Source organism: Nocardia carnea (assembly GCF_029868855.1).
Taxonomy (GTDB): domain Bacteria; phylum Actinomycetota; class Actinomycetes; order Mycobacteriales; family Mycobacteriaceae; genus Nocardia; species Nocardia carnea_A.
Genome location: NZ_JARWOV010000251.1, coordinates 1 through 18901, shown reverse-complemented (window position 1 = coordinate 18901; position 18901 = coordinate 1). Strand labels below are relative to the sequence as shown.

At 68.8% G+C, this 18901-nt stretch carries 19 protein-coding genes and 1 pseudogene; 9 read left to right on the top strand and 11 right to left on the bottom strand.

Annotation, left to right across the window (positions count from 1 at the left end):
* Both QH195_RS26230 and QH195_RS26225 read left to right on the top strand, forming a co-directional pair.
* Window positions 1-627: hypothetical protein (locus tag QH195_RS26230; RefSeq protein WP_280437365.1), on the top strand; the 627-nt coding region annotated here is incomplete at its 5' end.
* On the top strand, window positions 624-1508 hold the full coding sequence (locus QH195_RS26225) for a hypothetical protein (protein WP_280437364.1): 885 nt from the start codon (window positions 624-626) through the stop codon (window positions 1506-1508). The genes QH195_RS26230 and QH195_RS26225, both read left to right, overlap by 4 nt.
* Here the strand turns inward: QH195_RS26225 and QH195_RS26220 are convergent.
* The 10 genes from QH195_RS26220 to QH195_RS26175 form a co-directional block, all read right to left on the bottom strand.
* A complete protein-coding gene (locus tag QH195_RS26220; protein ID WP_280421526.1) occupies window positions 1417-2142 on the bottom strand; it encodes a phosphoribosylanthranilate isomerase in 726 nt (241 codons plus the stop codon). The two genes, QH195_RS26225 and QH195_RS26220, sit on opposite strands and share 92 nt — an antisense overlap.
* A 21-nt stretch (window positions 2143-2163) precedes the next feature.
* Window positions 2164-2889, bottom strand: coding sequence for a lysophospholipid acyltransferase family protein (locus QH195_RS26215; protein WP_280437367.1), 726 nt, complete (start codon window positions 2887-2889; stop codon window positions 2164-2166).
* Between the two features lie 138 nt (window positions 2890-3027).
* Window positions 3028-4002 carry an ROK family protein gene (locus tag QH195_RS26210; RefSeq protein ID WP_280421525.1) on the bottom strand — a complete coding sequence of 325 codons (975 nt, stop codon included), beginning with the start codon at window positions 4000-4002 and terminating at the stop codon, window positions 3028-3030.
* The gene (locus tag QH195_RS26205) at window positions 3999-4520 is read right to left on the bottom strand and encodes a hypothetical protein (protein WP_280437363.1); all 522 of its coding nucleotides are present in this window, start codon (window positions 4518-4520) and stop codon (window positions 3999-4001) included. Before QH195_RS26205 ends, QH195_RS26210 begins: the two co-directional genes overlap by 4 nt.
* Window positions 4517-5809 (bottom strand): ArsA family ATPase, encoded by a 1293-nt coding sequence (locus tag QH195_RS26200; RefSeq protein WP_280437362.1) that lies wholly within the window; start codon window positions 5807-5809, stop codon window positions 4517-4519. The genes QH195_RS26205 and QH195_RS26200 overlap by 4 nt, the downstream gene beginning before the upstream one ends.
* Window positions 5810-5889: 80 nt before the next feature.
* Window positions 5890-6327 (bottom strand): SRPBCC family protein, encoded by a 438-nt coding sequence (locus QH195_RS26195; RefSeq protein WP_280437361.1) that lies wholly within the window; start codon window positions 6325-6327, stop codon window positions 5890-5892.
* 42 nt (window positions 6328-6369) lie between these two features.
* Window positions 6370-6747 (bottom strand): polyketide cyclase / dehydrase and lipid transport, encoded by a 378-nt coding sequence (locus QH195_RS26190; RefSeq protein ID WP_280421522.1) that lies wholly within the window; start codon window positions 6745-6747, stop codon window positions 6370-6372.
* Between the two features lie 87 nt (window positions 6748-6834).
* Window positions 6835-7959: a glycosyltransferase family 4 protein gene (locus tag QH195_RS26185; protein WP_280437360.1), complete on the bottom strand. Its 1125-nt coding sequence runs from the start codon at window positions 7957-7959 to the stop codon at window positions 6835-6837.
* Between the two features lie 45 nt (window positions 7960-8004).
* Window positions 8005-9087, bottom strand: a complete 1083-nt coding sequence (locus tag QH195_RS26180) for an NlpC/P60 family protein (RefSeq protein WP_280437359.1) — start codon at window positions 9085-9087, stop codon at window positions 8005-8007.
* A 163-nt stretch (window positions 9088-9250) separates the two neighbouring features.
* Window positions 9251-9829 (bottom strand): C40 family peptidase, encoded by a 579-nt coding sequence (locus QH195_RS26175; RefSeq protein WP_280437358.1) that lies wholly within the window; start codon window positions 9827-9829, stop codon window positions 9251-9253.
* A 555-nt stretch (window positions 9830-10384) separates the two neighbouring features.
* Between QH195_RS26175 and QH195_RS26170 the strand changes: the two genes are divergently transcribed.
* Together QH195_RS26170 and QH195_RS26165 are read left to right on the top strand one after the other, a co-directional pair.
* The gene (locus QH195_RS26170; protein WP_280437366.1) at window positions 10385-12160 is read left to right on the top strand and encodes a DEDD exonuclease domain-containing protein; all 1776 of its coding nucleotides are present in this window, start codon (window positions 10385-10387) and stop codon (window positions 12158-12160) included.
* 72 nt (window positions 12161-12232) lie between these two features.
* Window positions 12233-12508 carry an Lrp/AsnC family transcriptional regulator gene (locus QH195_RS26165; RefSeq protein ID WP_280421518.1) on the top strand — a complete coding sequence of 92 codons (276 nt, stop codon included), beginning with the start codon at window positions 12233-12235 and terminating at the stop codon, window positions 12506-12508.
* A 334-nt stretch (window positions 12509-12842) separates the two neighbouring features.
* Here the strand turns inward: QH195_RS26165 and trpD are convergent, their stop codons facing one another.
* Complete coding sequence (trpD, locus tag QH195_RS26160; RefSeq protein WP_280437357.1) at window positions 12843-13901, bottom strand: anthranilate phosphoribosyltransferase; 1059 nt, start codon at window positions 13899-13901, stop codon at window positions 12843-12845.
* A gap of 381 nt (window positions 13902-14282) precedes the next feature.
* Between trpD and ctaE the strand changes: the two genes are divergently transcribed.
* The 5 genes and pseudogenes from ctaE to QH195_RS35300 all read left to right on the top strand — a co-directional run.
* Complete coding sequence (gene ctaE, locus QH195_RS26155) at window positions 14283-14891, top strand: aa3-type cytochrome oxidase subunit III (RefSeq protein ID WP_280413805.1); 609 nt, start codon at window positions 14283-14285, stop codon at window positions 14889-14891.
* 52 nt (window positions 14892-14943) lie between these two features.
* Entirely contained in the window at window positions 14944-15807 is an 864-nt protein-coding gene (qcrC, locus tag QH195_RS26150) for a cytochrome bc1 complex diheme cytochrome c subunit (protein ID WP_280421516.1), read from the top strand.
* 102 nt (window positions 15808-15909) lie between these two features.
* Window positions 15910-17058, top strand: a complete 1149-nt coding sequence (gene qcrA / locus QH195_RS26145; RefSeq protein ID WP_280421529.1) for a cytochrome bc1 complex Rieske iron-sulfur subunit — start codon at window positions 15910-15912, stop codon at window positions 17056-17058.
* Window positions 17055-18695: a cytochrome bc1 complex cytochrome b subunit gene (gene qcrB, locus QH195_RS26140; RefSeq protein WP_280421515.1), complete on the top strand. Its 1641-nt coding sequence runs from the start codon at window positions 17055-17057 to the stop codon at window positions 18693-18695. Before qcrA ends, qcrB begins: the two co-directional genes overlap by 4 nt.
* Window positions 18696-18761: 66 nt before the next feature.
* A pseudogene (locus tag QH195_RS35300) lies at window positions 18762-18901 on the top strand (polyadenylate-specific 3'-exoribonuclease AS); the annotation flags it as partial.

The following is an 18901-nucleotide window of genomic DNA, read 5'->3' as shown; positions in this document are numbered from 1 at the left end:
GGGCCGCGGCTTCCCCCCCCCCGGCGCCCCCCCGCGGCCCCCCGCCGGGGGGGGGGGGGGGGGGCGCCCCCCCACGAACGCGCCGTATTCGATCCGGGCGTGCGTCGCGGTCTGGTGGAACTGCTGGAATTACAGGAGACGCAGGAACGATCCGCTGTCTGCGGCGGCTTCCGGACCTCCACCGGGGGATTCATCACCTCGTTCGCGACCGTGCAGGGGCTGGAGGCCATGCTCGCGGTACGCCGGGTGGTGAACGAACGGGTCAACCCGGCGGTGATCTTCGACCTGATCTGCCGGGAACAGGGCGCGCATCCACGGGACGCACAGCAGGTCGTCGGGCACCGGGGCCGGACCGTGCTGATGAACAGCTACGCGGGTGGGCTCACGCTGGCCGCCGCGGCGCCCGCCGGGCTCACGATCGCGCTGCTGGCTGTTTTCTTCGCAGCCGACCTCGGGGTGGTCGCGAGCCGCGCACTGGTCGTCTGGGGCACGTTCTTCGTTGCGCTCGGCACCTACACCGGAATCGCGACCCGGTTGCCTTCGGTACCGAAAGGGCGGACAGCGGCCGCGGTATTCGCGGCCTACACCGCCGTTATCCTGCCGGTCGTGACCTTCCTGCTCTCGTGAGAGTCTCCTGGCGAGCACCGGCGCTGCTCGGCGTGGCCACGAGCCTGTGGGGCCTGTCGAGCGCGGGTATCGCCGCCGTGGGTGCCCCGGGAATCGCGGCGGCCCCGGTCGCCGCCGGTGGGGCAGCGGCGCTGCTGGGTTTCGCGGTGGCCCGGGGCGCACACCCGTGGCGGGACCTCCGGAACGCGCCGGGACTCTTCCTGCGGCTCGGGGTGCTCGAGGTGCTGAACCTGGTGTCATATGTCGCCGCGCTGCATATCGGCCCGCTACCGGTGGTGGTCGCGCTTCACCTCACCTCGCCGGTTTTGCTGATCGTCGTCCGGATCGTGCGGGGCAGACGGGCGATCACGCTGGTGCTGGTCGCGGAACTGGTCGCGATCGGTGCGGCGATCTGGCTCGTTGCCGGGCACCGGCCGGCGGATACGGCGCTCGGTCCGGCACTGGTGGGCTGCGCTCTGGCCCTGATCAGCGCCGGCTGTGTGGCGGGGTTGATCACCTTGGTGGTCCGGGAATCGGCGGGCCGGGCCGGTGGATCGGCGGCAGGGTTGCAGCTACTGGCCGCGGCGGTGCTGGCCGCTCCGCTGCTCGGTGCGGCGATGATCTTCGGCGAAGGACCCACGGCCGGGCAGGCGGTCGTACTCGCGGTGCTCGGGGCACTCCTGCTCGGGCCGGGTTTCGCCTGCTACTGGCTGGCGCTGCGGGATCTCGACGAGGTCACCACGGGGCTGATCGGGCTCAACGAGGCCGTGGTGGCGACCCTCGCCGGTGCGGTACTGGTGGGATCCGAGATCACCGTGGCGACGCTGATGGCCGGAGTTCTGGTACTCGCGGCCGTGGGACTGGAACTGGGTAGCCCGGTTCGTGCTCGTGCGCCGTCTTGACGAATGCGGCGCAGGCGGCGAAGTCCTTGTCGCCGGTCTCGGTTTCCACACCGCTGTTCACGTCCACCCCGAACGGGCGCACCGCCTCGATCGCCTCGTCCACATTGTCGGCGGTCAACCCGCCGGCGAGGATCACCGGCCGGCCGATCAGGGCCAGTTCCCGCACGATCCGAGCGCTGACCGCCCAATCGTGCGTGCGGCCGGTGCCACCGAGCCGGTCTGTGGTGCGGGAGTCGAGCAGTACGGCATCGCAGTCCGCGGCGACCGCCAAGGCACGGGACACGGCATCTGTTCCGGTGACATGGACGGCGCGAACGATCGTCCGGCCGCGCGCGGCGGCGTGCACCGCGCGCAGCGTGCCGGAGTCGACCAGGCCGTGCACCTGGATGGTGTCGGCGCCGATCCGGTCGGCCAGTTCGAGAATGGCGTCCGCATCCTCGAGATGAGTGACCAGGACTCGGTTCACGAACGACGGTGTGGACTCCGACAACCAGGCCGCCGCCTCGGCTGTCAACGCATCCTCGCTGAAGTGGGTGGTTCCGGAGATGAATCCGACCGCATCCGCGCCGGCGCTCACCGCCGTCTCCAGATCGGCCGCGGACCGGATTCCGCAAACCTTCGCGCGAACCGTCACCCGTTCATCGTACGCGGCGGGTCAGCTCGCGGCGGATTCCGGAATTCGCGGCGTATGCGAGGCCGGCCCGGAAGGAACGTTCTTCTTCAGGCTGGACGCGTACACATCCACGTACTCCTGCCCGGACATCTGCATCAGCTCGTACATGACCTCATCGGTGACCGCACGCTCCACGAACCGATTACCGGCCATACCCTCGTACCGGGAGAAATCGATCGGCTTACCGAATTTCACGGTCACCTTGCGGCGGCGCCAGCGGAACGGTCCGGGCGGGCTCACCTCGTCGGTACCGATCACGGCCACCGGGATCACCGGAACCCCGGTTTCCAGCGCGAGCCGCGCCATACCTGTTTTGCCCTTGTACAGCCGGCCGTCGGGGGAGCGGGTGCCCTCCGGATACAAGCCCACCAGGCGACCCTCGTCCAGCAGTTTGCGGGCGGCGTCGAGTGCATCCTCGGCCGCGTCGGCGCCACTGCGATCGATCGGGTACTGGCCGGAAGCGCTGAAGAAGAACTTCTGGAATCGCCCCTTGAGCCCCGGGGTGTGGAAGTACTCCGCCTTGGCCAGGTAGTTGATCCGGCGGGGGCTCGACAGGGGCGCGAACAACCAATCCGCGAAGGACAGATGATTTCCCGCCATGATGGCCGCACCGTCGGCCGGGATGTTCTCCACACCTTCCACCTCGGGCCGGTTGTAGAGATTGATGAACGGACCCAGCAGCACGAACTTGAGCAGCCAGTAGAACATGACGTCCTTACTCCGGGAATCGGGATGGAAATGTGAAGAGCCTCGGGTGCCGACTCTACCGCCGGTCACAGAACTCCTCCAAGCCCAGCCGTGTTAATTTCCGGTCGCCTCCCGCGGCGCGAGATCGCGGCGGCCGGGTCAGCGGCCGGAGATGAGGGCCGTGCGGGCGAGTTCGGCGGCGCCGATCATTCCGGCGGCCTCACCCAGTTGGGTGGTGCGGATACGAGCCAGGGGGCGGTGTCCGTGCCCGGTGACCGATGCCGCGTACTCTTCGCGGGCCTCGTCGAGAAACAGTGGGGCCGAACTGCTGACGCCGCCGGCGACGACGACCAGGTCCGGATCGAAGATATCGCCCACGAACGCCAGGCCCAGGCCGAGCCAGCGGGCGAAATCGGCCATCACCCGCAGGGCCAAGGGGTCGCCGTCCTGGGCGGCACCGGCCACCCGGCGGCCGGTGAGTGCGCCGGGGTCGGCGATCACTTCCTTCGCCAGCAGCGACGGCGTGGAATCGGTGGCCACCAGTTCGATCGCCGATTCCGCCAATGCCGTTCCGCTGCAATACCGTTCCCAGCAACCCTGTTTACCGCACCCGCAATCGCGGCCGCCGGGCACAACTTGCAGATGCCCGAGTTCCGGTGCGACACCGTGGGTACCGCGATACAGCACCCCGTCGATCAGCAGCGCGGCGCCGATCCCGGTGCCGATGGCCACCAGAACGACATTGTGGCCGCCCGCCGCGGCGCCGAACCGGTATTCGGCCCACATCGCGGCATTGGCGTCGTGTTCCAGCAGGACGGGCAGGCCGAGGCGATCGGTGAGGCGTTTCGCCACCGGTGCGTCGCGCCAGGGCAGATGCGGAGCGAACCGGACAGTGCTGCGGTCCGCCGAGACGAACCCGGCCACGGCCAGGCCGACGGCGTCGACCGCGTGCCGGTCACCGAGTTCGCGGACCGCGCGTTCGAGCGCACCCTCCAGCGTCGGGGCGGAATGCGGGGTGGGGCACTGCACCGTATCGAGCACCTCGCCGGTACCGTCGACCACCGAGGCACGGATATTCGTCCCGCCGATATCGACACCCACGGTCAGTGGGGCGCCGGAAGCGGAAGTGCTCATGGCTTGATGGTTACGGGTATACCGACATACCGGGACTTTCCGGTCGTGGTGGCGTGTGCGCCCGGCTCGGCCGTAGCGCCCGCGTCCGGCTGATCGGTCCGGCCGGCCGCTGCGGTTCCGGATCCGGCGGCCGGCGGGTGCTCGCCCGAATCGGTCGTCGTGCCGGCCGCGGCCTGATCACCGGTCCCGGAAGGGCCGTGTGCGGCCGTGGATCCCGGCCCGTGCCCATGCGGCATCACCGGATCGACCGGTGCCCCCGCCAGCGCTTCCCGCAGGATGGTGACGATCGCCGTACCGTGTGCCGCCACGGTGGCCAGTACTTCGTGCTGTTCGCCGCGGACCAGTGCGGCCGCGGCGCACAACGGGCACCAGGTGCAATTGCCCCATTCCGATTTGCCGTCCGCGGCGGCGTCGCGCAGTACCGGCTCCACCCGTTCCAGTACGGCCTCCGCGAGCAGGCGCAGTTCCTCGGCGAATTCGGCGATGCCCTCCGGCTGCCGGTAATCGGTCCCGGTCATCGCGGCCACTCCTGCGGGTCGGGCCGGAAACGGATCACCAGGTATCCGTCGTCCAGTTCGGCGGTGCTGACGGTGCAGCGGCGAAGTACCGGCGCCAAGTGCAACCGCCGGCGCACGCCGTCGGCTCCCACGATCAAATCGTCCTCCACTCGTCCCAGGCGCAGCGTGGCCGGATCCGCTACCGGTAGCTGGATACGCAGCGCATATACCGAATGCAAACCCGTGCCCGACTCCAATCGGACAGCGGGGACCGCGGCTTCGGCGGACGCGGGGGACGCCGCCGAACCCGCATCGTCGCGCATCGCGGCGTCGCTGTCACGCCGAACGGCCGCGGTGTGGCCGGTATCGCTCACGGTGTCCTGCGCCGGGACGACGCAGGACAATCCCGCGAGCGGGCCGATCCCCACCGGTTCGGTGCCGGTATGGCCGGCCATCAGGACCGGGATCTCCGGCATCGACCGTCGCAGTCCGGCGATCACATCCCATTGTTCGGCGTAGCGGTGCGTATACCAGCGCACCGCGGGATGCTGTGGTTCCGGGCCCGGCGGCGGAACCTCGGGCAGTACCTTGTTCACCACCACCGCCTGCAGGCGTAGCCCGAGCAATGCCGTCGCCGACCGCACCCGCGCCGACTCCGCGACCGCCACACGTTCGGCCAGGGTGATCAGCCGGGCACTGGTGCGTTCCCGGTCGGCGAGCAGATCGCGGACCTCGGTGACGGCGGCGACTATCCGCTGCATTGTCGCCGCCAGGACCGCGCGCCGTAGATCGGTGCCGATCGCGCTCATCATCCGCTGATGCGGGGGCCAGATCCGGTTCAGATAACCGAGCAGTGTCTCCGGTGCGGTGAGGATGCGCAGCATATCGGCGGTGGGCGGGCAATCGAGGACGATCACATCCCAGTCGTCGTCGGCGGCGTACTGGGCGATCTCCACCAGCATCAGCAGTTCCTGGACACCGGGCAGCCCCGTGAGTTCGGCCGGATCCAGCGCGCCCAGGTCGAGCCCGTGGTCGTGGCCCGGATCCGCCGCCAGTACATCGGCGATCTCCCGGAAGCGGTCCTCCAGCAACGCCAGCGAGTCGAGTTCGATCACATCGAGACCTGGTACGACCCGGACGATTCCCGCCACCGCACCGGGGTCGTGCGCGAACCGGAAACCCAGTGCGTCCCCGAGAGAATGCGCCTGATCCAGTGACGCGATCAGGACCCGCTGTCCCTCCCTGGCATATCCCATGGCCTGCGCGCAGGCCAGTGTCGTCTTACCGACACCGCCCTTGCCGATGAACAATTCGACCCGTGTCCGCGCACGCCGGGTGTTGCCGGTCGCGCTGCCGGGGCGGGCCTGCTCTCCGGTGCTGCGCGGCCCGGTCAGCCTTCGACCCGTTTCTTCAGTTCCTTGAGCGCGGTATCGGTGATCACCTTCTCCGCCTTGCGTTTGAACATGCCGATCATCGGTATGGTCAGATCCACGGTCAGTTCGTAGCGCACCTCGGTGCCGCCGTCCGGCTGTTCGACCAGTTCGTAGCGGCCGTCCTGCGCCTTCTGCAGTTCACCACTCACCAGCGTCCAGCTCACCGCCAGATCGTCGGGACGCCAGGCGTAGGACAGCACGTAGGTGTCCTTGACGACACCGGCGTCCAGCACGAAACGGGCGGTGCGTGCGCGACCGTCCGGTCCGGTTTCGAGCACCTCCACCGATTTGGCCGCCGATACCCATTCCGGGTAGGACGCCAGATCGGCGATAACGGACATCACCTGTGGGGCGGGGGCCGCGATGACGATCGATCTCTGGGTCCGGTCGGCCATAGGTTCTCAGTGGTTCCTTTCGGCGGTGCGGTATGGAATTGGTCAGTTGCCGGGTGCGACCCCGGCCGGGCGGTCGCCCTCGAGCCGATCCTTGAGTTCGAACGACATCACCTTGCCCGCCACCCGCCGCTCCCGGTTGGCCGCGGCGAGTTTGCGCGGTGGCAGTTGCCGCGACGGTTCGGCGTGCAAGAAGTAGTGCAGGATCACCCCGTCCAGCGAGGGTTCCAGCCACACTTCCATGGTGCCGGTCAGCGCTCCCTGCACCGACCAGCGAATACCCTTGTCGCCCCGGTCTTCCCGGACATCGAGTTCGAGATCGGGCCACCAGCGCCGCCATTTGCCCGGAGCGGACAGCGCGGCGGCCACCGCGGCGCCCGGCGCGGCGAGAAATGTCTGGTCGGCGACCTGGATACTGCTCACCCGGCTGAGCGTAGTAGATGCTGAAACATGCGGCGCCTGCGGCGCCGGGGGTTTCGGCCCCCCTCTTGGCCCCGGAGCCCGGGTCTCCTACAGGAACCCGCGGAGGCGGGCGCCCAGGCTGTCCCAGCGCCAGTGGCGATCGACGAAGGCGCGGCCTGCGGCGCCCATGGCGGCGGCAGCGTCGCGGTCGGTGAGGATATCGGCGATTGCTTCGGCGACCAGGTCGGCGCGGCGGCCGTCGACGACGCGGCCGGTTTCGCCGTCGAGCACGGTCTCCGGTGCGCCGCCCGACATTCCGGCGACCACGGGTACTCCGCTGGCGGAGGCCTCCAGGTAGACGATGCCGAGACCTTCGACGTCCAGGCCCGCGCCCCGGGTGCGCGACGGCATGGCGAAAACATCGGCGATGGTGTGGTGGGCGGCGAGTTCGGCCGCGGCGACCCGGCCGGTGAACACGACGTCGTCGCCGAGGCCGAGCGCTTCGGCGAGCCCACGTAGCCGGTCTTCGTACGGGCCGCTACCGGCGATCACCAGGACGGCGCCGGGGATGCGTTCCCGTATCCAGCGCATCGCGATCAGCAGGACGTCCTGGCCCTTCCGCGGTACGAGCCGGGACAGGCACAGAATCGTGGGCCGGTCGCCGAGGTTGTAGCGCTCGCGCAGCTCGGCCCGCGCGGCGGGGTCGGGGCGGAACACCTCGGTATCGACGCCCGGCGGCAGGTGTTCCAGCGCGGCGTTCGGCCCGAAGGCGGCCGCGAACCGGCGCCGGGTGTATTTGCTGACGTAGGTGACGATATCGGTGTTCTCACCGATGACCCGCAGCGCCTGCCGCGCCGCCGGCAGCATCGACCAGCCCACCTCATGACCGTGGGTGCTGGCGATGATCCGTTCGGCACCGGCTCGGCGCAGCAGCGGAGACAGCAGAGCCAGGGGGGCGGCGGCACCGAACCAGACCGTTTCGCAGCCTTCGGAGCGCAGCAGCTTACGCGCCCGGCGCGCGACGGCGGGGGTCGGCAGCATCAGGGAGGTGGGATGGCGGACCACCTGGAACGGCTGCTGCGCGTCGAACCGGATATGGCTGTCACCGCGCCAGCGGGGCGCGTAGACGACCAGATCGTCGGGCGGCAGCTGACCGGTCAGCGCCTGCAGATAGGACTGGATACCTCCCGGACGCGGCGGGAAATCATTGGTAACCAGCAGAGTTCGAGCCATACGACTCACACTATTGGCGAACCCTCCCGGGCGCCGCTCCGGGGCTCAGTAGCGGCGCGCCGAATGGTAAGGGGTGGAATCCAACGGCGCGACGGCCACCGGTACCCCGAAGGTGGAGGCATGCAGCATGAGGCCGTTACCGGCGTAGATCCCCACGTGGGAGATGTCGTCGTAGAAGAACACGACATCACCGGGCTGCAGATCCGCGCGGTCCACAGGAGTCCCGTAGGCGGCCTGCGCCGAACTCGTGCGCGGCACCTGCTTGCCGACCTGCGCGAATGCCCACTGCACCAGGCCCGAGCAGTCGAATTGGTCGGGGCCGGTGGCGCCCCAGACATAGGGGTCGCCGACGCGGGTGAGCCCGGCGGCCAATGCACTGGTACCGCTGCCTGGCACGAGATCCGCCAGCAGGCTGTCCCGATCGAAACCGGGCGGGAACGGGGAACCGGCGAGAGCGGTCCGGTCCGCGGTGGACAGGGTGCCCCAGACCTCGATCACCTTGGCGACCGCATTCTGCAGATCGGTCTGCTTACGACCCACGTCGGCGCGGACCGTGTCGGCCTGATCGGCGGCGGCACGGGCGCCGTCGGCGGCGGTCCGGGCGGCCGATTGCGCCGCCGTGGCCGCGTCGGTGGCGCGTTTGTACTGCTTGAGCTGGTCGGACGTCTGGGTGGCGACCACGTCCAAGGTCGACATCTGGTCCAGGAGTTGCTGGGGTGAATCGCTGACCAGCACGGAGAACAACCGGTTGGTGCGCGCGCCCTGATAGACGGCGATCGCGGTGCGGTCGATCATCGGGCGGTACCGGGCCACCTCGTTGCGGGCCGCGTCGACGGCCGCGGTGGCCGCGGCCACCTCGGCATCGGCATCGCGCTGGATCGCGAGTTTCGCATCGAGGTCGGCCTGGGCGGTGAGGGCCTGCTGATTGAGCTGTTCGGCCTGCCGGGAGAGGTCGATCATCTGCTGGACCGCTTCGGTCGCCGAGGCCGGTGCGGGGGCGGGGACCGGATCGGCGCCGGCGGGCCCGCCACCGTAGAGTGCCGCCGCCAGGAGACCCGCCGCGAGAACGGTGCGGGCGGGCCGGCGAGACGGCCCGAGATCACGGTGACTCCGATGATGTGTTGCCACGGCCTGCCGTGCCCCGCTCTCCCTGTGACGCTGTGCGATGAAACGGTGAAGGTCTCGATTAGATTACGGAACGGGCCCGCGGGGTGTCCAGTACGACACGGAACGGTCACGTCGTCGGATGAACGTACCGTGCCGCCTGAACCCCCGCGGGCCCGCGACCGGTTCAGTAGCGGCGCGCTCCGGCGAACGGCATCGACGAGATGGGCGCCACCTGAACCGGAGTACCGGAGGTGGCCGCGTGGACCACATTGCCGTCGCCGGCGTACAGGCCGGAGTGGCCGCCGCCGTAGAACGACACCACATCGCCGGGGCGGAGGTCGTTGAGCGAGATGGGCGAGCCGGCGGAGAGCTGGGCTCCGCTCGTGCGAGGTAGCTCGAGCCCCGCCTGTCTGTACGACCACTGCACCAGGCCGGAGCAGTCGAAGGCGTCCGGTCCGGCGGCGCCGTAGACGTACGGTGCGCCGACCTTCGACAGCGCGGCATCCAGGGCAAGATCGCCGGCGGTCTTGGTGGGGGTCACGAAAGGCGGCGGTGTGGCGGGGGAGTTGGGGGTTTCGATGCCCGGGATGCCCGCGGGGATCGGGATCTCGTTGGGCACCTCGAAGGTCCCCACGCCGGGGATGGTCACCGGCTGGGCGGCTGCCGGGGCGGCGGGCAGCAGGAACGCGCCCAGGGTGGCAGCGCCGACGGCTCCGGTTGCGGCAGCCCGCCGCGCCTGTCGCTTGACGGTGTTGAACGCCATGATGCGGTCCTTCCGATTTCCCCGCCGGCGGCACCGGGGTGGTGCGCCGAACTCCGCGAGGTCTCGAAAAGATTACGAACAGATCACGGTGATTTGTAAAGCCTCGGGTCTCGATAAGCGTTCGCCGACCAGCTTTCCCGTAGCAAATTGTGCGAGTTGGGTCACAGCCCGCTGTGCGGTTGCGTCGCAGTTACGTCCTGGTGAGCCGCAAAGATCAGATCGGCGGTGTTACATCGAATCCGATACGGAATGTCGTGCAATTTCCGCAGGACGAGCGGGTGGATGTCGCTGTGGTGACAATGGCCTGATTGGGATGCGGGCGAATATTCGCCGGGGTCGGTGGAACGTGTTTTGGGCCGACCGACCATATTTCGTGCAATCAGGCAATTGGATAGCAAATAAGCATCGACTGTGATCCGGCGCACATATATGTGGTCACCGGGCTCCAGCCGGGGAATGGCAAGAGGTTCCGGTGACTGCCGCAGCGATCGTCACGGTCCGATATCACCGAACCTGTCGGACCCCCTCGGTACGCTGCCCGCCGTGTCCGAACCGATGCCGCTGCACGCCCGGCAGCTGGCATTCGATCAGCTCGACACCCCGCTCTACGCGACCACATTCGTGGTCGTCGACCTGGAAACCACCGGCACCAGCCCGGCCGAGGACGCCATCACCGAGATCGGCGCGGTAAAGGTACGCGGAGGCGAGGTTCTCGGTGAATTCGCCACACTGGTGGACCCGGGGCGCTCCATCCCGCCCGCGGTCGTCCAGATCACCGGCATCACCACGGCGATGGTGCGGGCGGCACCGACCATCGAAGCGGTCCTGCCCGGTTTCCTCGAGTTCGCGGCCGGTGCGGTGCTCGTCGCCCACAATGCCCGCTTCGATATCGGTTTCCTGAAGGCGGCGGCGGCGCGCTGCGAAACGCCGTGGCCCCGGCCCCAAGTGGTGTGTACGGTCCGTCTCGCCCGGCGGGTGCTCGGCCGTGACGAGGCTCCGTCGGTACGGCTCGGCTATCTGGCGCAGCTGCTCGGGGCGAGTACGACCCCCACCCACCGGGCGCTCGACGATGCGCGCGCCACCGTGGACGTTCTGCATGCACTCATCGGCAGGGTCGGCAATCAAGGAGTGCACAGCCTCCCCGAACTGATCGACTACCTGCCCGACGTGACCGCAGGTCAGCGCGCCAAACGCGCCCTGGCCATCGACCTGCCCGCCGCGCCCGGGGTCTATCTGTTCCGTGGGCCGTCGGACGAAGTCCTCTATATCGGGACCGCGGTGAATCTGCGGCGCCGGGTCCGCAGTTACTTCACCGGTTCGGAAACCCGCGGCCGGATCAAGGAGATGGTCCGGCTGGCCACCCGGGTCGACCATGTCGTATGCGCGCACGGGCTGGAGGCCGGGGTCCGGGAACTGCGGTTGCTGGCGGCGCATGCGCCGCCCTACAACCGCCGGTCCAAATCTCCCAAGCGGGCCTGGTGGGTGGCGCTCAGCGCGGAGGCCTTCCCCCGGCTGACGCTGGTCCGCGACCCGGCCGGTCCGGCGATCGGCCCGTTCCACGCGCGGGCCGCCGCCGCGGATATCGCCGCCACCCTCGCCGAATACTGCGGGCTGCGCACCTGCACCGCCAAGCTTTCGCGCACCGGGTTGCACATCTGCGCGCCGGAAGCAGTCGGCGGGTGCCCCGCGGCCACCGATACGCCCCGTACCGCTGCCGACTACGCCCCGGCGCCCGCGGTCGCGCGCGCACTCTTCGCGGGCACCGACGACGCGGCGATCCACCACATGCTGGCCCGAATCCGGAAATACGCGGCTGCGGAACAGTACGAATCCGCCGCCCGCCTGCGCGACCGCGTGGCCGCCGTGGTCCGCGCCCTGCACCGCACCCAGCGCCTGGCCGCGCTGGCCCGGCTGCCGGAACTGATCACCGCCCACCCCGACGGCGCCGGCGGCTGGGAGTTCGCCGTGATCCGCTACGGCCGCCTCGCCGGTGCCGGAACCGCACGCCGCGGAACGCCACCGATGCCGGTGGTCGACCAGATCGTGGCCGCCGCCCAGACCGTACGGCCGGCCGGCCGGGCAGCGGACCACGCGGAACTACTGCCGGCCGACACCGACCCACAATCCCCGCCCCTCCGCGGCGCCCCGGCGGAGGAAGTCGGGGTGATCGCGCGCTGGCTGGAACGCCCGGGAGTGCGAATTGTGCGGACAGCCGAGGGCTACGCGGAACCCGCTCACGGTGCGGGACGCTGGGTCGCCTGGGCCGACGCCGCGGATGCCGCGGCGGATGCGGCTCGGGCCGAACAGTCCTACGCCGAGGAACGGGGTTAGCCGGCCGGGCTCTCCCGGCTGCAGTGGCGCTGCCGCAGCCGGCGCGGGCCGGTGGTTGCTTAGGCTGTTGCCATGATTACCGCGATCGTTCTGATCCAGGCCGACAACGGGCGCATTCCCGAGACCGCGCAGGCGGTGGCCGATACCGAGGGCGTCACCGAGGTGTACTCGTGTGCGGGCGACGTCGACCTGATCGCGCTGGTGCGGGTGCGCGACCACGAACAGGTCGCCGAGGTGGTCACCGGGCGGATCGACAAGGTGGCCGGGGTGCAGCGCACCGTCACCCATATCGCGTTCAAATCGTATTCGAGCGCGGATGTCGAGGCAGGCTTCTCCATCGGCGAGTAGCGACTGCGCGTCGGTGGCCGCGAACACGGCCTGCGCCGGTCTCGATGGGTCCCGGCGGCGACCGTCGGCCTGCTGTCGGCGCGGATCTCGGCTCACACAGCGGCAAATGTCGCGCACCATGGGGTGAACGACCCCGCTTCCCAGGTGCCGGCGTCCAGCGTGGGCCGGCTACCCGCGGACCGGGTCCGGCGGCATGGGGAGCCGCTGCGGACAGACCTCACCGATAGACCTCGGTGACCGGGGCCCGTGCGTGGACGGGCCCCGATGATTTCACCAGGCCGGCGGACTGTCTCCAGGGCGCTGTGGCCGGTGCCGACGTCGCACCGACCGCGGTTCAGTCCTCGCCGAGGGTCCGGGTGAGCGCCGCCCAGCGGTCGAGCAGGGCCGCGGCGGCGCCGCTGTCTATGGCTGCTGCGGCGCGTTCTATCCCGGCGACGAGATGATCGTCGAGGTCACCGTCGAGCTTCGTGCCGCGGGACAGATCGTAGGCGGTGATCGCGGCGGCCGAGTTGACCAGGACGGCATCGCGTACCGCGCCCGGAACACCGGCGAAAACATCCCGGGCGACCTGTGCGTTCACCTGGGCATCACCGCCGCGGAGCGCGTCCAGATGCACCCGGGGGATGCCCAGCCGCACCGGATCGATGACCGTTTTCCGGACCTGCCCGCCGGCCACCACATAGGCGTCGGTCGTATCGGAGGTGGTGATCTCGTCCAGACCGTCGTGGCCGCGCACCACGAGTGCACCGGCCCCGCGGTCGGCGAACACACCGGCAATGGTTTCCAGCAGATCGGGGAAGGCGCATCCGACCAGCCCGGCGCGCGGCTGGGCCGGATTGGTGAGCGGGCCCAGCACGTTGAAAACTGTCGGTATCCCGATTTCCTTACGGGCCGGGCCGGCGAAACGCAGTCCCGAATGGAACAGCGCCGCGAAACAGAAACCGATTCCCACCTCGCGCACACACCGGGCCACCGATTCCGGGCCGAGGGCCAATTTCACGCCGAGTGCTTCCAGCACGTCCGCGCCGCCGCTCTTCGAGGAAGCGGCCCGGTTACCGTGCTTGACCACCGGCACGCCGGCCGCGGAGACCACGATCGCGGACATGGTGGAGATATTCACCGATCCCGACCGGTCGCCGCCCGTGCCCACGATGTCGACGGCGTCGCCGTCGATCTTCACCAGGCGCGCGTGGCCGAGCATGCCGCGCGCCATACCCGACAGTTCGGTGGGAGTGGGACCCTTGATCTTCATGGCCACCCCGAACGCGGCGATCTGCGCGGCGGTGGAGTTGTCGGTGAAGATCTCGTCGACCACCCAGGTCGTATCGTCCGCGGTGAGGTCGTGTCCGTCGGCGAGGGCCCCGAGTATCTGGGGCCAGCTGCGCACGCTCATTTCTATCTCCTCGTCGCGCCGGGAACCGGGTGACCGAATGGTCATGAACACCCTAATGCGCGCTGCGCCCGGCAGCGCATCGCTGTCCACGCACCGCGGGCTCGATCCGCAGGTGATTCGGCCGGCGTTGCGACCGGAGATCGCCGGCAGCGCATACGGTCGCAGCGGCGGTGCGCGTAGTGGCGGTTCGTGTTCGCGGGAGATACGCGCGCGAGCGGGCGCGATACCGTATCCGCGCAGGTTCGGAAGCCGATCGGCGCCGGGCGCCGCCGACACGCCGGGCCGGCACCAGAGACGCGCTGAGCCGGTGAATCCCGACACAAAAGATCAAGATGGGAACCCGACTTCGACTGTCGTACTACGAAGAGTCATACTTACCCCGTGACGACCGCAGTAGGTACCTCAGGATCGGCCATAACCCAGCGAGTGCATTCGCTGAACCGGCCCAACATGGTCAGCGTCGGTACCATCATCTGGCTGTCCAGCGAGCTGATGTTCTTCGCCGGCCTCTTCGCGATGTACTTCGTCGCGCGCAGTCAGGCACCCGAATGGCCCATGCCGCCGACCGAGCTGAACCTCGGCTTGGCCATCCCGGTCACCGCGGTGCTGATCGCCTCGTCGTTCACCTGTCAGATGGGTGTGTTCGCGGCCGAGCGCGGTGATGTGTTCGGGCTGCGCCGCTGGTACGTCCTGACCTTCTTCATGGGTCTGTTCTTTGTGCTCGGCCAGGGTTACGAGTACATCCACCTGGTGGACCACGGCACCTCGATCTCGGGCAGCTCCTACGGATCGGTGTTCTACATCACCACCGGTTTCCACGGCCTGCACGTCATCGGCGGTCTGATCGCCTTCCTGTTCCTGCTCGCGCGCACCAAGATGAGCAAGTTCACCCCGGCGCAGGCCACCGCTGCGATCGTCGTCTCGTACTACTGGCACTTCGTCGACATCGTCTGGATCGGGCTGTTCGCCGTGATCTATTTCATCCAGTGACGCCGGCGCATTCACTGCCGACCACGGTTCCGTCTACTCCAAAGGGACACAGATGAGTTCATCGCCCCCGACAGCGCCAGCGCCCGCCAGCGGTGGGCACGGCGAGGCCAGCAAGAAGCGCAGGCAGCGCCGCATCCGCCGACGGATCGCGGGTGGTCTCGCGCTCATGGTGGGCCTCGTCGGAGCCGGTTTCCTCGCCTCTGCGCTCACCCCGGAACCCCAGGTCGCCACGGCGAACGAGGATTCGGTGGCGCTGATCCGCGAGGGTCAGCAGCTGTACGAGACCTCCTGCATCACCTGCCACGGCGCCAACCTGCAGGGTGTGCCCGACCGTGGCCCCAGCCTCATCGGCGTGGGCGAGGCGGCCGTGTACTTCCAGGTGTCCTCCGGGCGTATGCCGATGGTCCGCAACGAAGCGCAGGCCGAACGCAAACCTCCGAAATTCGACGCCCACCAGACCGACGCGATCGGTGCCTACGTCGCCGCCAACGGCGGTGGCCCGACGGTGCCTCGCGACGCCAACGGTGAGGTCGCCCAGGAGTCGCTGCGCGGCAGCGATATCGGCCGCGGTAGCGAGCTGTTCCGGATGAACTGCGCTTCCTGCCACAACTTCACCGGTCGCGGCGGCGCCCTGTCCTCGGGCAAATTCGCCCCGCCGCTGGAACCGGCGTCGGAGGCACAGCTCTGGACCGCAATGGTCACCGGCCCGCAGAACATGCCGAAATTCTCCGACCGGCAGCTCAGCCCGGAGGAGAAGCGCGACATCATCGCTTATGTCAAGGACGCGGCCGAGGCCAAGTCTCCCGGTGGCTGGGGTCTGGGTGGTTTCGGTCCCGCTACCGAAGGCCTGGCGATCTGGACCATCGGCATCGTGGCCGTGGTCGGTGCCGCGATCTGGATCGGATCCCGGACGTGATCGGGCCGTCCTCGGGAGCCGTCCGCCGTTCCCGCGGCGGCCGGCCGGGCATGCCCCAGTGGAAGGGCCTCAGCCATGAGTGAAGAACAGGAGCGAAACGAGATGGGTCGCCTGGACAAAGATTCCGCGGCCGCGACCCCGGCGGAACCGACCGAGGCCGAACTGGACGCGATGTCGCGTGACGAGCTGGTGGAGCTCGGCACCGCGCGGGACGGCGTCGAGGTCGCCTACCGGCGGGAACGCTGGCCGGTGCCGGGCACTCGCGCGGAGAAACGCGCCGAGCGGCAGGTCGCGATGTGGTTCGCGATCTCCGGTCTGGCCGCCGCCGCCCTGGTGGGTGTGTTCCTGTTCTGGCCGTGGGAGTACCGGGGCGCCGGAGACGAAGGCCACGGCCGGTACGCGCTCACCACGCCGCTGTACGGCCTGACCTTCGGTATCTCGATCCTGGCCATCGGTATCGCGGTGGTGCTGATCCGGAAGAAGTTCATTCCCGCGGAGCTGTCGGTCCAGGATCGGCACGACGGTAAGTCCAGTGAGGTCGACCGGCGCACGCTGGCCGCCGAGCTGAGCGACGCGCTGGACACCTCCACGCTCGGCCGCCGCAAGCTGATCACCCGCACCGCGGGCGCCGGCGTCGGTGTGCTGGGTATCGGCGCGCTGCTGGTGTTCGTCGGCGGCATGGTGAAGAACCCGTGGGCCAAGGGCGACAAATCGCCGCTGTGGGTGTCCGGCTGGACCCCCGACTACCCGGGCGAAACCGTCTACATCCGCCGCGACACCGGTCGTCCGCAGGACATCGTGCTGGTGCGCCCCGAGGATCTGGACGCGGGCGCCATGGAAACCGTGTTCCCGTGGAAGGAGTCGTGGCGGGGTGACGAGCATGCGACTCTGCAGTCGCTGCGCGGTATCCGCAATGCCGTGATGCTCATCCGCCTGCGGCCCGAGGATGCGAAGAACGCGATCAAACGCAAGGGCCAGGAGAGCTTCAACTTCGGCGACTACTTCGCCTACTCGAAGATCTGCACCCACCTCGGCTGCCCGACCTCGCTGTTCGAACAGCAGACCAACCGGATCCTGTGCCCGTGCCATCAGTCGCAGTTCTCCGCGACCGAATGGGGCAAGCCGATCTTCGGTCCGGCCGCCCGGGCGCTGCCGCAGCTGCCGATCACCGTAAACTCAGAGGGGTACCTGGTCGCCAACGGTGACTTCATCGAACCCCTCGGCCCGGCCTTCTGGGAGCGTCGATCATGAGTGCTGGAACGGCTACCGGCCGCAAGCTCGCGGCACAAGCCAACGAAATCGACGAGCGCTACCGCGCCGCCGCCTTCATGAAGCGATCGATCAACAAGGTGTTCCCCACCCATTGGTCGTTCCTGCTGGGTGAGATCGCCCTGTATGCGTTCATCATCCTGCTGCTGTCGGGTGTGTACCTGACGCTGTACTTCGACCCGTCGATGGCGCATGTCACCTACGACGGCGCCTACCAGCCGCTACGCGGTGTCGGTATGTCGCGGGCGTACGAGACCGCGCTGAACATCTCCTTCGAGGTGCGCGGCGGTCTGTTCGTCCGGCAGGTGCACCACTGGGCGGCGCTGCTGTTCGCGGCCTCGATCATCATCCACCTGTTCCGCATCTTCTTCACCGGCGCGTTCCGCAAACCGCGTGAAGCGAACTGGGTGATCGGGTCGCTGCTGCTGATCCTGGCCATGTTCGAGGGCTTCTTCGGCTACTCCCTGCCGGACGACCTGCTCTCCGGTACCGGTTTGCGCGCCGCGTTCTCCGGTATCACCATCGGCGTACCGGTCGTGGGTACCTGGTTGCACTGGCTGATGTTCGGTGGCGACTTCCCCGGCGACATCATCATCCCGCGCCTCTATATCGCGCATGTGCTGTTGTTCCCGGGCATCATGCTGGCGCTCATCGCCGCGCACGTCGCCATCGTCTGGTACCAGAAGCACACCCAGTTCCCCGGACCGGGCCGTACCGAGAACAACGTGGTGGGGTCCCGGATCGTCCCCGTGTTCGCCGCCGACCAGGGTGCGTTCTTCGCGTTCACCCTCGGCTTCGTCGCCATCATGGGCGGTGTCCTGCAGATCAACCCGATCTGGAACCTGGGACCGTACAACCCGTCACAGGTCTCGGCCGGTTCCCAGCCCGACTTCTACATGATGTGGACCGACGGCCTGGCCCGTCTGATGCCGCCCTGGGAGCTGTATCTCGGCCGCTACACCGTGCCCGCGGTGTTCTGGGTCGCGCTGACCATGGGGCTGGTGTTCGCGGTGCTGATCGCCTATCCGTGGATCGAGAAGAGGCTCACCGGCGACACCGCCCGGCACAACCTGCTGCAGCGGCCGCGCGACGTCCCGGTCCGCACCGCGATCGGCGCCATGGCGATCACCTTCTACGTGGTGCTCACCCTGTCCTGCGTGAACGACATCATCGCGCTCAAGTTCGATATCTCGCTGAACGCGACCACCTGGATCGGTCGTATCGGCCTGCTGGTCGCACCGCCGCTCGCCTACTTCCTGGCGTACCGGTTCTGCATCGGCCTGCAACGCAGTGATCGGGCGGTGCTGGAGCACGGTATCGAGACAGGCGTGATCAAGCGCCTGCCGCACGGTGAGTACATCGAGGTGCACCAGCCGCTGGGCCCGGTCGACGAGCACGGCCACCCGCTGCCGCTGGAGTACCAGGGTGCGGTGGTGCCCAAGAAGATGAACCAGCTGGGTTCGGCCGGTCAGCCGGGCACCGGTAGCTTCCTGCGCCCCGATCCCCGTTCGGAGAGCGAGCAGCATTTCGCGAACGAACTGGAAGAGGAACACCGGCAGCTCGCCATCCTCCAGCGAGTGCAGGACGAAGCGCGCTCGAACGGGCAGCACGGGCACTGACCCGCGGTCGTTCGCACCTTCGCGCGCAGGCGCCCCCCGGAAGAAACGAGGGCCGCCCCCGGCGTGGACGGGCGGGAGTTCTACGCCGTCTCCTCGGAGTTCGATGCCGGTCGGGCCGGGCCCTGGGTGAGCAAACATGTCCTGCCGAAGCTGCCGCCGCAGACATCGCCGCTGTGGCGGACCCGGGCACAGATCCGGGACGAACT